Below are 15,410 nucleotides of genomic sequence, written 5' to 3'. Positions count from 1 at the left end.
TTCGTATCAGGCGCTTCAGCTTGCCGCCGCAATGGCCGATGTCGCGTCATCGACCCGTCAGAGCGGCCGGCCCGCCGGGCACGCCCCGCAGGACTCAACAGGAACCCACGCATGAACGACACCGCGCAACTCATCAGCAAGGTCCTGGTGCTGGAAGGCGACAGCGCCTGCCACGACCGCATCAAGGCCTTCTGCGAGGACAACCACCTGCTTCCGCTCAAGGCCTATGCCGACAACGTGATGTCCGTCCTGAAGAGCAACGTGGATCTCGGCGCGATCTTCCTTTCCGAGCGCTTCAACGACCAGAGCGACGGCGGCATCCTGCTCGGGCGCAGCATCCACGCCGCCCGCCCCGAGCTGCCGATCTTCCTGCGCCGCAACGAAGGCACGCCCATCGACCTGAGCGACCTGCCCGAGCCGGACCGCGACTGCTTTAGCGCCGGCTACACCGCCGCGCGCATGCACGAGCTGCAGCCCAGCATCGACCGCTGCATCTTCAGCCTCGTCTACCCCCACGCCCTGGTGCGCGGTATCGAGGAGCTGACGCTGGTGGCGCTGCGCAACCAGTTCATCGACATCGAAGTCGACGTGCAACCTCCGCAGGTGGTGCGCGACCGCATCATCTTCGGCGAGCTGTTCAGCCTGATGCCGCTGGAGAGCGACTGGGGCCGCGGCTACCTGATGCTGCAGACCGAGGAACAGGCCCTGATGGACTTCGTGCGCCAGGGCAAGACCCTGCTGCCGGCCGACTACGACAGCTTCCGCGACGTCAACAACGTGCTGGCCGACATCACCAACCTCGTCTGGGGCACCTTCAAGAACCGCTTCGTGGTCAACGACACCGGCTCCGGCCACCTGACCCAGGTGCCCATCATCGTCAACCACCAACATCGCTACATCTCCTTCGGCAGCGACGACCCCCAGCTGTGCTTCCGCTACACCCTGCGCGACCCCGACCCCGCCAACCCCGTGCGCGTCGTGCTCGACCAACGCTTCGTCTTCAACCTGCGCTGGCTGCCGGACAACTTCCGGGAGAACGAGGCGGCGATCGATGCGCTGGTGCACTCGGGGGGGTTGGAGTTGTTTTGACACGGGTGATCTGCCATGCACATCGAACTGTCACGCCGCCTCGCCAGCCAGGGCTGGTCCTTGCAGGGATCCGCGCTCTCGGCGCCCGCCCAGTGGGTGCTCTACTTCGGGCCGACCGACGCGCTGCATGACGGCGCCATCGCCCGCGAGCTGCACGAGTGCCACCCGCAGGCCATCATCACGGGCTGCAGCACCGGCACCACCCTGCTGGGTGCGGATGTTGCGGACGACGAGGTCTGTGCCGCCGCGCTGCGCTTCGACCACACGCGCATCGCGGCGGCCAGCGCGCCGCTGGCCCGGGCAGCCGACTCCCGCGGCTGCGGCCAGCACCTCGGCCAAGCGCTGACCGCACCGGACCTGGCGCTGGTCGTGGTGCTTTCACAGGGGTCGGTGGTCAATGGCAGCGAACTGCTGGCCGGGCTGAGGGACCGCCTCGACGGCCCCGGCAGGGCGGTCCCGATCGTCGGCGGGCTGGCGGGAGACGGTGGCCGCTTCCAGACCACGCTGGTGGGCCTGGGCGAGCACGTCGCCGCCGACCAAGCCGTGGCCATCGGCCTGTATGGCCAGCGCCTGCAGCACGCTGCGAGCGCCGTGGGCGGCTGGGAGTCCTTTGGGCCACCTCGTCGGGTGACCGGTGCAGATGGCAACGTGCTGCGTGAGCTGGACGGTCGCCCCGCGCTGGACCTGTACGAGCGCTACCTCGGCGAGGAAGCTGCCGGCCTGCCCGGCACCGCGCTGCTGTACCCACTGCGCATCTGGCCGCCCGGGCAGCCCGAGCTGGGGGTCGTGCGCACCGTGCTGGCCATCGACCGCGAGGCACGCACCATGACCTTCGCCGGTGACCTGCCGCAGGGCTGGTCCGCCCAGCTGATGCGCGGCCACCATGAGCACCTGGTCGACGGCGCCGAGGCCGCCGCCCGCACCGCCGGGCAGGCGCTGGCCTGTCCGCCGGCCAAGCCGACCACCGGCGACACCCTCGCCCTGGTGGTCAGCTGCGTGGGCCGTCGCCTGCTGATGGGCCAGCGCACCTGCGACGAGGCCGAAGTCACCGCCGCAGCGCTGCCCGCCGGCGCACGGGCGATCGGCTTCTACTCCTACGGCGAGCTGGCACCCAGCGTTCCTGGCGGTGCCTGCGACCTGCACAACCAAACCCTGGCGGTCACCCTGATCGCCGAGTCGGCCGGCTGAGCCCCATGCACAAACTCCTCGTCAAACAACTGCAGCGTGCCCGATGCGGCGAGGGCCAGGTCGACCTCGACCGCCTGTGCACGTTGGTCTCGTCCGCCTACGACGACGATGAGCGCGACCGGCAGCGCATCGCCCGCGCCAACCGCCTGATGGGCGAGGAGATCGACGAAGCCCACCGGCGGCTCGAAGCCGTGGTCGACTCGCTGCAGGTGCAGAACACCCGCTTCGAAGCCGCCCTGGAGAACATGAGCCAGGGCCTGTGCATGTTCGACGTACAGCAGCGACTGGCAGTGTGCAACCGCCGCTTCGCGGCGATGTTCGGCCTCGACGCCGCCGCCCAGGTCGGCCGGCGCCTGGTCGAGGCGCACAGCGACTGCGATCCACAGGGCCAGCCGATCTCGCCCTATCTCGCCCTGATGCACAGCGCACGCCGCACCGCCCTGCAGCGCGACTGCACCGACGGGCGCATCCTCGTGGTCACCCACGAGCCCCTGCCCGACGGCGGATGCGTGCAGACCTACGACGACGTGACCGCCTGGCGGCTGGCCGATGCCCGCATGGCGCGCATGGCCTCGCACGACGCCCTGACCGACCTGCCCAACCGCGTCCTGCTGCGCGACCGCATCGACAACGCGCTCGCCACGCGGGCGGCTGACCGCCACGTAGCGCTGATGTGCCTGGACCTCGACCGCTTCAAGGCCGTCAACGACAGCCTGGGGCACCCGGCCGGTGACGCGCTGCTGCTGCAGGTCACCCAGCGGCTGCGCCAGCACGTGCGCGCCAGCGATACCATCGCCCGCCTGGGCGGGGACGAGTTCGCCATCCTGCTTGACCAGCTCAGCCCGGTAGCGAATCCTGAAGAACTGGCAGAACGGCTGGTCCATGCGATCGAGCAGCCCTATGACCTGGACGGCCAGACGGCCAACATTGGCGTAAGTATCGGCATCGCCCTGGCACCGCGCGACGGCGAAGACGCGGTCACCCTGGTCAAGCGCGCCGATCTGGCCCTCTACAACGCCAAGGCCAGCGGTCGCGGCCGCCACAGCTTCTTCGACCCAGCCATGGACGAAGCCGCCCAGGACCGTCGCACGCTCGAGATCGATCTGCGTCGTGCGCTGGAGGTGGGTGAGTTCGAGTTGCACTACCAGCCCTTGTTGCACGTAAACAGCCAACAAGTCAGTGGTTTCGAAGCGCTGCTGCGCTGGCGCCACCCCCAGCGGGGCCTGGTGCCACCAGGCGACTTCATCCCGATGGCCGAGGACCTCGGCCTGATCGTGCCCATCGGCGACTGGGTGCTGCGCCGCGCCTGCCGGGATGCCGCCCAGTGGCCCACCCCGCTGCGTGTGGCCGTCAACGTCTCCGCGCGTCAGTTCACCCTCGGCCAGGGGCTGGTCGACAGCGTGCGAACGGCGCTGGCCGACGCCGGCCTGCGTGCCGAGCGGCTGGAGCTGGAGATCACCGAATCGGTGCTGATGGATCACAACGCGGCCACCCTGGAAGTCCTGCACGCACTGCGCGGCGACGGCGTGCACATCGTGATGGACGATTTCGGCATCGGCTACTCCTCGCTGGCCTACCTGCGCAGCTTCCCCTTCGACAAGGTCAAGATCGACCGCTCCTTCGTCCACGAAGTCAGCCACAAGGCCGACGCGCTGGCCATCATCCGCGCCGTCAGCGGCCTGTGCAGCAGCCTGGGCATCGCCAGCACCGCCGAGGGCGTCGAGACCGCCGAGCAGCTGAACCTGGTGGCGAGGGAGGACTGCACCGAGGTGCAGGGCTACCTGTTCAGCCGACCGGTGCCTGAAGGCGACATCCCGACCTTGCTGGCCCGGCTGGCCGGGTTGGGTGAGGTGGCCCTGGCGGTCGTGGTGGCCAGCGGTCAGGACAGCTGACCGCCACACACCCGGCCCTGGGCACAGCTCGCCGGGCAGGGAAAGGCCTTCCAGGCAGCCCGCCCCCCGTCGGTCAGGCCGAAGGCAGAGACGCCCCCCAGCGCTCTACACCGGCCAGCCGGTCGGCCGCGAGACTCTTCAGACGCAGCAACGCCTGGTAGCCGGCTCCGTCTTCCCGCCCGTGGAACCGCTGCTGCGCATGGTGGAACACCAGGATCGCCTCGGTGGCCTGCTGGTTCTTCAGGTGCAGCGACATCAGCAGCTCATAGCCCCGTGCCTGGTCCGGTTGAATCGCCACAGCACGCCGAATCAACGCGATCCGGTCTGGCCCGATGGCGTCACTGCCCAGCAGGCTGGCCTGCGCGGCGGTCCACGTCGAGCGAACGAAGTCCTGCCGCAGGCGCTCACGGAAGGTCGTCACCGCAGCGCTGTCGTCTTCGGGCAGAAAATCTCCCGCGTAGGTCGCCAACACGGCCCACAGCTGCTGAGCATCATCGCCAGCGTGCCGCAGGGCGGACTGGAATCGCAGCGCGTCGACCCCACAGCACTGCGGATCGATCGACACCTCCCCCTGCTGCAAGTGCAGCCAGGGGATCACATCGGCCTCGGCAGGACTGCCGAGCCGCCTCAGCCTCCACAGCGCCACCTTGAGGTTGTGACGCGCCTGGTCACCCTCCGCATCCGGCCACAGGCAATCACACAGACTTTCCGCACGCACGTGCAGCCCACCCAGCGCAATCAGGGTGCGCAGCAACGTCGACGCCCGTCGCCCACGACCCCAGCCCCGATCCGGCAGAACGCGGCCGTCCACGGCCAACTGAAAAGAGCCCAGCGTCGTGATCTCGACGCGACAGCGAACGGGCCAAGCGCCTGTTGTGCCGCGACTGCACCCGGAACGCCACTCAGATGCCCAGGCGTTTGACCGATGCAGAGGCAGCGGCAGCGGATGCCCCGCGAACACCTGAGTTGCCTCCTCGCGCGCAGCCGCAGCTTCCCGCTGCTTGCCCTGGAGCTCCTGCCAGCGTGCGCGTTCCAGAAGCGCGGAGATCAGGTGGAGTCCAAACCCACGACGGCGCCAGTCCTGCTCATGCTGTTCGAGGACCACCAAGGCCTCGGCTCCTAACCCCTGGTCGAACAGACTCTGTGCAAGCAACAGGGCGGGCACCAACCGGGCCGCGGCGCTTCCGCTCGACACACCCTCCTCCATCGCCAGGCGCGCATGGGTCGCCGCATCGACCGGGCGGCGTGAGACCAGATCGGCCACACCCAGCGCGTAGTGCATGTAGCTCTGGTAGTAGCTGCGTTGGGCTGGAATCACAAGTGTGCGGAGTCCATCGGCGGCCCGTTCGCATGCCTCGCTGTCGCCCCGCCTGGCCAGGTCGAGTAGCCGGTGCGCCTCGAACATGAGCCGAAAGTGCATCGGCAGACCTGCCTGGATGCGTCCCTCGTCGAGGTCCTGGAGCAACTCGACCTCCCTTGGGCCGCATTCAGCACCCAGCGCGCGCGCCAGAAGCGCCGCGCTGCCGAGGTACAGGGCAGGAATCGAGGCGCGTTTCTCGGGTGGAACCAAGTACGCGGCATCGCGAATCACAGCCTGCGCCGCGTGCAGATCTCCGAACAACAACTGCAGATGCGCCTCGGCCGCTGCTCCCAGGAGACGTAACGGCGTCGAGTCCGCGCGCCTGACGGCAAGATGCATGCGCGGCAGCGCCGCTTGTGAGGCGAAGAGGTCAGCTAACCCCCGCAGTTCTGCCGCCAGTATGTGAACGCACAACGCACCACCAGCCACACCGGAACAACCAGCCGCCAGCACCTGTTCGCCCAGTGCGATCCAGTCGTTCGATGCCTCCAGGCCCCACCCTCGTTCGGCAACTCTCATCAGCGCCACGATCACGGCTGCTGCGGCCTCGGTTGTCTCGCCTTCGGCCAGCGCCCTCCTGATCTCGCGAGCCGTTTCGACATCGCCGTCGAAGAACCGGTGCATCACCGGCACGGGCGCTGCACATGCCGTCTCCATTTCGAACCAAGGGCGCAACGCGTCGCCCATTGCCGTCTCACCCGCACGAGTCATGACGCCACCCCTACTTTGCCTGGAGGCAACCTCGATCTCCAGTCCGTCTGCTGTTGATTCTCCGAGCGACGCCCCCCCTCCATCTTGAGTTCGCTCAATACAACTGGAACGTCTCGACTCGCGCGACACACCTTGAAACAAACCACCCTCCAAGAGGTGACTTGCCCGTAACCCAACCGGTAGAAGAATAAAAAAACGGTGATCAAGTTGGCGTGAAAACAGTTGGATCCGCGTCTGTGCAGCAGTGATCGGAAAAAACGATTCGACCTGTCGAAAGCCCTTGTTCAATGCAAGACAAAGGAGTGGTGAAATGGCAAAGAAGGCATTATTGGTAGGCATCAATGACTACTCGCCCGCGGGTACTGGCGGTCCGGACCTGCGCGGATGTGTCAACGACGTTCGTGATGTTGCAACCACGTTCAGCGTCATGGGCATCGTTCCGGCAAATCCTGCTTCCATGCGGATCCTCACCGATGCGAGGGCGACCCGCGCCAACATCCTGGCCGGTCTCAAATGGCTGGTCACCGGGGCAAAAAGAGGCGATACCTTGGTTTTCCACTACTCTGGGCACGGCTCACAAGTCGTGGATGTGGGAGGAGATGAGCCCGAAGCGGCTCCCAAGAAGGACGAGACGATCTGCCCTCACGACTATGCGACTGCAGGAATGCTCAGGGACGATGACTTGCGGGGCGTAATTGCCGGTCTCGCAGCAGGGGCAAATCTTGATGTGATCCTGGATTCATGCCATTCCGGCACCGGGACACGGGATATGGCCGCGTTGGCAACCATGCCGGATGAGCAGTCGGTCGCCTACCGCTATATCGAGCCGCCACTGGATTACGGCTTCTTCCTGGAAGCCGATCCAACCCTGCCGAGCCATGGCATTCTGAAGCCCACCGTGAACACGGAAGGAGCGCGGGAAGCGGTGGTAGTAGCCGGGCTGAACCATGTCCTCTGGGCAGGCTGCCGCGAGTATCAGACCTCCGCCGAAGCCAACATTGGCGGAGCATTCCGCGGTGTGTATACATACTGCTACTGCAAAGTGCTGCGCGGTGCCGGGGTGGGCATCACCCGCGCCAGACTCGACGCCCAGGTCTCTGCCCTCATCCGGAGCATGGGCTACGCCCAGGTGCCGCAACTTGAGGGCACAAGGGCATCGTTCGCCGAACGGGTTTTCACCTGAAGGCCGTTTTCCGTACTGCAGTTGGAAGTCCATGCGCCGTTGGGCTGGCGTCAGGCAGTTGCCCAAGTCGAGTAAATCAGGGAGTACCTCAGCCAAGGCCGTCCCGTCCAGCGGCCATTTTTACTGGGCGTCCTCGACGCCCTTCATGAATGGGAGCAATCATGTTGATCACATTGGATATCTTCTCCGGGCGCCCCAATCCTTCCTGGCTCTTGTCGGCCAAGGATGCGGACAAGTTGCTGCAGCGTGTCGCAGGCCGTGCCGTGCAGGATGAAACGGCCGTGGAGAGCGTGTTGGGGTTCCGCGGATTCGTGGCGGCAGCCCAGGGCGACGACAGTCTGCCCGCGGAACTGCTCTCCAGTTTCCGACTGGGCGGTTTGCTGCCGGCGGATGTCACACTCGGTGACGACAGGACGCCTGCACTCACGGCCGATGAGAGTGACGACGCGGTGCGCTGGTTGCTGCATACCGGCCGCCATGTGCTGGACGACGAACTCCAAGCCTACGTGGCCGACGTTCTGAATACCCGGTCTCTGGGAGACGCGCCCGCGGAACCTGCCGCCGAAGACGAGGGAAGCCTGCAGGAGGATGCCGGTGATGCCCGCGCGCCCTGCGTGATCGCCAACACAGCCTACAACGCAGCGTTCTGGAATCGACCGGACGTTCAGCCGAAGAACAACTGCTACAACTATGCGATGAACCATCGGTCCGACACCTTCGCTCAGCCGGGTCGTATTTCTGGACACCCAATTGTCCCTCCAATTACTTGTGCAAGCGTATCCACCGCTGCAGCATGGGACGGTTGCAAGGCCACCTGCAGCGGGTCCAACAAGAATGTGGCGTTGGTGGTATGGCCAGGCCACGATTACCATTGGTATCGCCGTCATTCAAATGGTTTCTGGGGCCACAAACCAGGCTCGACCGCAGCCCGCAACACTGACAACCGAGGTAGGGTGATCGGCGGGGCCCTTACCCCGCAGAACTGTGATCGTGGTCCCTATGTCCATTTTTGCGGCTACCGTTACTCACCGACCGGCATGCGGGTCAGGTGAAAGTGACAGGGGAGCCCTGTAGCAGGAGATTTTTACATGAGAATAGAAATTGATATCTACAGCGGCCGCCCCAACCCCGGTTGGAATCCCACGCCCGACGAGGAGGTGCAGTTGCGTCGCCTCCTCAGGAGGGTCACCGCTCCCTCGGAGGCCCCAGCCCCAGAGGATCTTGGCTACCGCGGGTTTCTTGTACTCGATGCCACCGACGCAACCAGTCTGGGATCACAGTTGCGGGTCTACCGCGGCAGGATCTACAGCGAAGCAAGGGGTGCCCGCAGGGCGTGGGCGGACTTCGGGGGAGTGGAAGATTGGTTGCGTCAGCAGGCTATCCACCACGGCCTCGGGGATCTGTTGCCCTGACACACGGTCGGGATTCAGCCGCGTTCCGTATCGCAGATCCGTGATTCTTGAAAAAGTTACCACTCGTACAAAGGAGAGATCAAATGGTCAGACCATCCAACCCGACACAACCTTCTGGACACTGCTCCGGCGAGTACTGCTCCAGCGACGAGGTGCGCACCGGTTTCTTCCAGGGTGTGGTCATGCCGCGCCGAGCGATGCAGTACGCTGTCGTGGACGGCATGGCGGTGTTCGAGGGTGACATCATTCTGGGCTCCGCCGAAGAGATGGAATTGGTTGCAGACGCCGTGCGTGGGGGCACGGCAGCGCCGGCAGACCTCGGCGAACTGGCGCGGGGATGTGTGATCACCGGCCAGAACTTCCGCTGGCCGAACGCCACCATCCCCTACACCATTGACCCGGCCCTGCCCAACCAGCAACGCATCACCGATGCCATCGCCCACTGGCAGACCAACACCCGCATCCGCTTCGTGCTGAGGACTGCGGCCAACGCCGGGCAATATCCCAACTACCTGACCTTCCGGCCCGGTAATGGCTGTTCATCCTATGTTGGCATGCGCGGCGGCCAGCAGTTCATCAATTTGGCCGACGGCTGCAGCACGGGCAACACCATCCACGAGATCGGCCACACGGTCGGGCTTTGGCACGAACAGAGCCGTGAGGACCGCGACAATTTCGTGCGCATCGAGTGGCAGAACATCACCCCAGGCGTCGAACACAACTTCAACCAGCACATCACCGACGGCGACGACATCGGCGCCTACGACTTTGGCTCGCTCATGCACTATGGGGCCACGGCCTTCTCGAAGAACGGCCAGCCCACCATCGTCACCCTCGGCGGACAGGCAATCGGCCAGCGCAACGGACTGAGTCCGAACGACATTGCTACGGTTCATGCCATCTATCCGCCGCCTAAAGTCGTCGTCAAAGACATCAATGATCTGAGTCAAGTCAAGAGGCGCAAGGATACAAAGGACACCAAAGACCGCATTGAACAAAAGCTGCGCAAGGACACAAAGGATCGCACTGACGGTAAGTTGAGGAAAGACGTCAAAGACCGCAAAGACCGCGACATGGTGCAGCCCCCCTTCCCGCCTGTGCCGCCGATCCGCGATGTTCAGCCGATTGAGGACCGAATCGCCGAGTTGGAAAAGCAGATACAGCAGCTGGGGCATTTCATTGACCCGTCGCTGCGACCCGATATGTCTTTGTCCCCCTTGAGCGACGAAGCGGATGCCGAAGCTTCCGAGTTGGATGCGATCGGCCAAGAACTCCAGCAACTCGCCGATCAGTTCAAGACCGGCGAGGGTGGTTGACCCAGATCGATCGGAGAGGCGTCGCTCATGTGGCTGGTGTTGTCCGCACAAGAAGATCCGGGCGTCGATGCTTTGGCTGAACGACTGCGTCAACGTGGCCTTGATCCATTGATCCACGCGAGTCCCGAGGATATCGGTCTGGCCCGTTGGTCCTATCGGACCGGCGGCACAGTCGAGTCCTCGGAGGTCTTGCTGCCGAACGGAATCAACGTAGCTTCGTCGTGTCTGCGCGGCGTCCTGAACCGCCTGTATGCCGTTCCGGCCTCGGCCCTCGCCCAAGTGGAGAGGGCTGATCGTGGCTATGCGACTGAAGAACTGCTGGCTCTGTACACCAGTTGGCTATACGGACTCGCCTGCCCCGTCATCAACAGGCCTACTGCAACCGGCTTGTGCGGACCTTGGCCGGACCGGTCATGGTGGGTAGCGCGCGCACTCTCTGCCGGCCTGCCGGTGGCCGCATGGCGCTGGCAGGGGGTGGCTGTCGACACGGGGCAGGACAGCGAAGGGCCGGACACAGAAACACTCCTCCTGCTCGACGGGCAAGTGGTGGAGGGTCGTGCTCCGGTTGATCTCCTGCCTGCTTGTACTCGGTTGGCCGAACGATCCAAAACTCGCCTCCTCGGCCTGACGTTTCTTGTTACCCCCACCGCTGGCTGGCAGTTCTTCGACGCCACGCCCATGCCGGACCTGTCATCGTCCGGGAATGCCCTGGCCGACGCTGTGGCGAGTGCGCTGACACGGACGTGAATCGACCATGATCCTGCTCTGCGGCATCCCTTCCGAGGTACCCCTCGCACTGTTGCAGTCGCACCTTGAGCGTCTGGGTGCGACCGTCGTGAGCTTCAACCAGCGGCGCTCACCCTGGGCAGAGTTTGGCTTCGGGGTAAGTCCTTCCGGGGTACGGGGCTGCTTGACCGTGGATGGCCAGGTCATCCGACTGGAGGACGTGCGTGGGGTCTATACGCGCATGATGGACGAGCAGTTGATTCCCGAGTTCAAGGATGAACCGAAGGGCTCTGCGGCCCGGCAGCGTGCACAGGACGTGTGCATCGGCCTCGTCACGTGGATGGAGATCGCTCCCGCCCGAGTGGTCAATCGCGCCTCGGACATGGCTTCGAACGGCTCCAAACCGTATCAGAGCCAATTGATTCGGCAACATGGGTTCGCCTTGCCGCAGACCCTGATCACGAATCGACCAGAGGAGGCAATCGACTTCCGGGAACGCCTGGGCCGGGTTGTGTATAAATCCATCAGCAGTGAACGCTCCATCGTTCGCGAACTGCGCGACGAAGACCTGACCAGGTTGGACCGGATTCGGGCATGCCCAGTGCAGTTCCAGGAGAAGGTGGAAGGCCTTGACGTCCGCGTGCATGTGGTCGGCACGCGCATCTTTGCCACGGCGGCCCATGCCCAGGCAGACGATTACCGATACGCCGCTTCGGAGGGACCGCCGCCAAGACTCGTCCCCTACACACTGCAGGACGAGCTCGCCGAGCGCTGCCTTCATGTGACGGCAGGGCTCGGCCTGCTCTTCTCCGGAATCGACCTGCGGATTGCGCCCGATGGGCGGGTCTGGTGCTTTGAAGTCAACGCCAGTCCCGGGTACAGCTTCTATGAGGCGAATACAGGCCAACCGATCTCCGAGGCCTTGGCACATCTGCTCCTCGGCAGGGATTGACGGCGCAAGGCCCTGAACTTCTGTCCTCCCTTCTGCAAGGCCCGTCATGCTCCTCCATGGAAAAGCCCTGTTCGATACCGGTGCTCCGGCTTTTCGGGATGCCGACCTGATCATTCTTCTTGAGGACACCTCCCTTGCCGACGCTCCTGCCACGCTGGTGGCCCGTACCGTCCTGAGAAACACGCATTGGTCGGGCGACCCGCACGAAACACTGCCATTCACTCTGGATATCCCAGCCACCGCGAAGCACGGTTGCCGCTACGAACTCCGGGCGCACCTCGACAGGCTTCAGACCGGACAGGTATCGCGAGGCGACTTCATCACAACGCAGTCTCATCCGATCGACCTTGCAGCCTTGCCAGCGCAGGCGGATGTCATCTTGAGGCTGCACTGGCTGAAGTGAGCAGAGAGGGCGTCGCCCAACTCCCCTCAGTTGGACTCCACTGAGTCGCTTGATCCGTGAATCTCCCATTTCAGCATTGCATGGTCATGAATCTCCAGATTGCGTATCAACTGATCGTTGCCTTGGTACTTCTGACCTCCATCAGCATCCGCGCCGAGGAAACCAACTCGATCGATCAGACAGCGACCATTTCCTCCGATACCCCGCGCAGGAACGTCCAGTGTGTCTTTGTGCGGCCTCAAGGCGCCTCATCAGTCCCCGCCACCTGCATTGCGGTGCACGAGCAGACCGGCCGTGTGTTGTCATTCTGCAAAGGGGTGAGCCGATGCGTGCTCGGGACTCCAGGGCTTCCAATCATCAATGGTATTCGGATCTGGAGTCCCGACTCAACGCGCCAGTCCCCGGTCTACCCAATCGGTCTACCTGCACAGGTGGTGTTTCCGCTCCTTCCAAGATTGGCTACCAACCGCAAGGGCCCGTGGTTGACCGACGTGACATCGTCATCGGTGGTCATTCGCTGGGAGACCGATGTGCCTGCCAGGTCCGTCATCCACATCGCCACACCGCCCGGTCCAGCTGTTCGCAGCGTGCCGCGCTGGGTGGGGGGAAGCGCAAAGTGCGACGACTCCGGCAAGAACTGCGTCCACTCGGTTCGGGTCACGGGGCTTGCGACGAACAGTCGCTACTCCTTCCTGATCGGAGACGTGAAACCAGCACTGCGTCCTGCCCCGGGCCTGTCGATTGGCCAACACCCTGCGGGAAGTATCGTGACTGCGCCGACGGCAGGTGACTTCAGTTTCTCGGTGCTCGGAGATGTTCAAGCGCAAACCTCGTATCACTGGACCGTCTGGAAAGATGTGTCTGCATTTTCCGCGGCGCTGCAAATAAATATGGGTCGTAACGGCGGGCCGGTCTTTCACACTGGCGACATGACACAGAAATTCGGCGAATCGGAAGCAGAGACGCGAAAGCGCTGGTCGGAGTTCTTTGCCAATGGATCATTGTTGTTAAAAGACAACCCATTCTATCCGGCCATAGGCAACAACGATGATTCGTCATCATTCAAGAAATACTTCGGGACTGAGGGGCCCGCTGCTCCGGCGACCTACTACTCGGTCGACTACGGGCGCACGCACTTCGTCGTGCTTGCCGAACCAGGCGAACCAGGATTGGGATCATGCGGCAGCTCCCCCTCTTCCCAAGTGCAGTGGCTGCGCAATGACTTGGCGAACGCCTCTGCACGCCTCGATATCGACAACATCATAGTGATCGCGCACCATGGACCCAGGGGGTATGGTGGATACTACGGTCACAACATGGAACTCCTTGCGTGTCTGGAGTCCATGTTCATGGACGACTCCGGCCCGACCGACTTCTTCAAGAAACTACGGTTGGTGCTCAGCGGACATCATCACTACTACCAGCGAATCGAGCACGAGCACATCGTTTCCGGCCTGCGCCGCAAGGTGCAGTACGTGACCGTAGGGACTGCGGGAGCGGTTCACCGTTGCCCGGATAACAGCCCGGAGGTCAAGATGATGAGTCCGATCTGTCCGGACGCTGATGGAACCAATGATTATCAGAGTGTCGTTGTCCGAGTCCGTGGGCCAATGATTGAACTCCGGACATACAATTTTGCATACGACAAAGTCACTGGTCAGAAGGTGTCGCGAGGTCCAAGAAATAAATGGTACTCCATGATTGATTGTGTCGCGTTCGATGCCAATGGTGACGAAATCCAAGATCAGGCCACGTGCCAGGAGTAGCGGAGGAAACATGGCAACGAGAGTGCTGTTCACTGGTAGGGTCGATCACCGCTTCGCGTGGCTTGGAAACGACGCGGAAGATCAAGTCGACATCCTTCAGGAGTTGATTTCCCAGATCGATCTCGCGACGAGCACCATTGAGGTCAGCAGCATGACCTTCAATTTCAGTGACGACGGCACAGCCGGCAGCGCCAAAGTAAAAGTCATAGGACTTACGCAGGGTCACTTCAGCTAGCGCAATGATTCGCCATTTCGACTCAATATGTCAGATGGGTGCCATGCGAATGGTTGGTGACCGAAGTTCCTTCTTGAGGAATTCCGAGAGGATTCCCTTCTTCAGGCTGTAGATGTTTGTCTTCAGCGCTTTGGCCGTCTCGCAGAGGTGGACCCAGGCCAATATCGCGCAGGCGATGTGATTCTTCTGTGACCGGGCCATTCTGCACTGACATTTTTCGATGCCAAGAACCTGCTTGATCTCCCTGTGGTACTGCTCAATCTTCCAGCGCACGGCACACATCTCATGCGTATCGTCCGTCGAATCTTGAGATAGGTCGTTTGTCACAACCCAGTCCGTGCGATTGGTATCAACCACAACCCGGAACAGTTTCAGCTTGATGTCACTGGGAAACTTGAACAGTTTGACGTGTTTGCCATGCACATGTTCTTGGGCACTCCACTGCAGCGTACTGACCGCCTTGTAGGGCTGCTGGCCTTGGCTGTCGTCAACCTTGCGATTGCTCTTGAGCGGGCAGTAGAAGTGCTTGCCCGCCCGGTGGATGTGCTTCATCAGATCCATGGTGGCGTACCAGGAGTCCATCAGCACGGTGCGAAAGGGCAGCTTCTTGTGCGCCATGGCATTGTCGAACATCTCCTGGACATGATCCAGCTTGGACTTGCCGTCTTCGTCAGGCGCATAGATGCGCCAGTCGATGATCCAGTAGTGGCCGGTCTTGATGTTCACGTACAGGCAGTTGACCACCCCAATGCCCTTGATCAGGCCGTGGGCGTTGCCGCTGTACTGTTTGCGCACCAGCTCGATTTTGTGCGAGTGGTTCTTGTCCAGAACGCTGTCATCGAAAACCAGGCAGGCATCGTCGTCAAATTCGATGTTTCGTCGGGCCAGATTCCAGACATCGGCCGGGCTGATATTGGCAGCCTGCAAGTAGCGATTTATGGCGTCATGAGAAAACCTCTGATGGTGATCCGCAAAATAGGTCTGCGTGTAGTTGATTTGTGTGGATATCAGAAATTGGCAGTAGTCTCGGCTCGTGGGTTTCATGGTGAATATATTATCACAAATACCACGAAATCGGCGCCGATATATTAAATAATCTAGTTTGATTTAAACGTTTGCGTAAGTCCTAAGTCATCGCGGAGCGGCTTGCGCAGAAGGCGGCGTCCGGGGTTTCCGT

13 protein-coding genes are annotated in these 15,410 nt (G+C 62.8%); 11 read left to right on the top strand and 2 right to left on the bottom strand.

The features are described 5' to 3' along the window. The first annotated feature begins 111 nt into the window (after window positions 1-111). From NGK70_RS13035 to NGK70_RS13025, 3 genes are read left to right on the top strand one after another with little or no spacing between them, the layout of a single operon-like run. Window positions 112-1,089, top strand: a complete 978-nt coding sequence (locus NGK70_RS13035; RefSeq protein ID WP_251973618.1) for a chemotaxis protein CheX — start codon at window positions 112-114, stop codon at window positions 1,087-1,089. 15 nt (window positions 1,090-1,104) lie between these two features. Further along, entirely contained in the window at window positions 1,105-2,277 is a 1,173-nt protein-coding gene (locus NGK70_RS13030) for an FIST signal transduction protein (protein ID WP_251973617.1), read from the top strand. 5 nt (window positions 2,278-2,282) lie between these two features. Then, the gene (locus NGK70_RS13025; protein ID WP_251973616.1) at window positions 2,283-4,169 is read left to right on the top strand and encodes a putative bifunctional diguanylate cyclase/phosphodiesterase; all 1,887 of its coding nucleotides are present in this window, start codon (window positions 2,283-2,285) and stop codon (window positions 4,167-4,169) included. Window positions 4,170-4,242: 73 nt separating this feature from the next. Here NGK70_RS13025 and NGK70_RS13020 read toward each other — a convergent pair whose 3' ends face one another. Further along, complete coding sequence (locus NGK70_RS13020; protein ID WP_251973615.1) at window positions 4,243-6,216, bottom strand: AfsR/SARP family transcriptional regulator; 1,974 nt, start codon at window positions 6,214-6,216, stop codon at window positions 4,243-4,245. A 334-nt stretch (window positions 6,217-6,550) separates the two neighbouring features. On the opposite strand from NGK70_RS13020, the gene NGK70_RS13015 reads away from it, so the two are divergent. The 8 genes from NGK70_RS13015 to NGK70_RS12980 all read left to right on the top strand — a co-directional run bounded on the left by NGK70_RS13015 (window position 6,551) and on the right by NGK70_RS12980 (window position 14,233). Beyond that, window positions 6,551-7,423: a caspase family protein gene (locus tag NGK70_RS13015; protein ID WP_251973614.1), complete on the top strand. Its 873-nt coding sequence runs from the start codon at window positions 6,551-6,553 to the stop codon at window positions 7,421-7,423. A 161-nt stretch (window positions 7,424-7,584) separates the two neighbouring features. Next, on the top strand, window positions 7,585-8,475 hold the full coding sequence (locus tag NGK70_RS13010; protein ID WP_251973613.1) for a hypothetical protein: 891 nt from the start codon (window positions 7,585-7,587) through the stop codon (window positions 8,473-8,475). Between the two features lie 443 nt (window positions 8,476-8,918). Further along, window positions 8,919-10,151, top strand: coding sequence for a Dot/Icm T4SS effector Zinc-dependent metalloprotease LegP (gene legP / locus NGK70_RS13005; RefSeq protein WP_251973612.1), 1,233 nt, complete (start codon window positions 8,919-8,921; stop codon window positions 10,149-10,151). A 27-nt stretch (window positions 10,152-10,178) separates the two neighbouring features. Next, window positions 10,179-10,898, top strand: coding sequence for a hypothetical protein (locus tag NGK70_RS13000; RefSeq protein ID WP_251973611.1), 720 nt, complete (start codon window positions 10,179-10,181; stop codon window positions 10,896-10,898). A gap of 7 nt (window positions 10,899-10,905) precedes the next feature. Next, on the top strand, window positions 10,906-11,829 hold the full coding sequence (locus NGK70_RS12995; RefSeq protein ID WP_251973610.1) for an ATP-grasp domain-containing protein: 924 nt from the start codon (window positions 10,906-10,908) through the stop codon (window positions 11,827-11,829). Window positions 11,830-11,875: 46 nt separating this feature from the next. Next, the gene (locus NGK70_RS12990) at window positions 11,876-12,232 is read left to right on the top strand and encodes a YbaY family lipoprotein (RefSeq protein WP_251973609.1); all 357 of its coding nucleotides are present in this window, start codon (window positions 11,876-11,878) and stop codon (window positions 12,230-12,232) included. 86 nt (window positions 12,233-12,318) lie between these two features. Further along, window positions 12,319-13,998, top strand: a complete 1,680-nt coding sequence (locus tag NGK70_RS12985) for a metallophosphoesterase family protein (RefSeq protein WP_251973608.1) — start codon at window positions 12,319-12,321, stop codon at window positions 13,996-13,998. A 10-nt stretch (window positions 13,999-14,008) separates the two neighbouring features. Further along, the gene (locus NGK70_RS12980; RefSeq protein WP_251973607.1) at window positions 14,009-14,233 is read left to right on the top strand and encodes a hypothetical protein; all 225 of its coding nucleotides are present in this window, start codon (window positions 14,009-14,011) and stop codon (window positions 14,231-14,233) included. Between the two features lie 30 nt (window positions 14,234-14,263). Here the strand turns inward: NGK70_RS12980 and NGK70_RS12975 are convergent, their stop codons facing one another. After that, window positions 14,264-15,277: an IS701 family transposase gene (locus tag NGK70_RS12975; RefSeq protein ID WP_251969112.1), complete on the bottom strand. Its 1,014-nt coding sequence runs from the start codon at window positions 15,275-15,277 to the stop codon at window positions 14,264-14,266. Window positions 15,278-15,410 lie beyond the last annotated feature (133 nt).

The organism is Sphaerotilus microaerophilus (genome assembly GCF_023734135.1).
Classification (GTDB): domain Bacteria; phylum Pseudomonadota; class Gammaproteobacteria; order Burkholderiales; family Burkholderiaceae_C; genus Sphaerotilus; species Sphaerotilus microaerophilus.
This window is presented reverse-complemented; position numbering and strand designations above follow the sequence as displayed.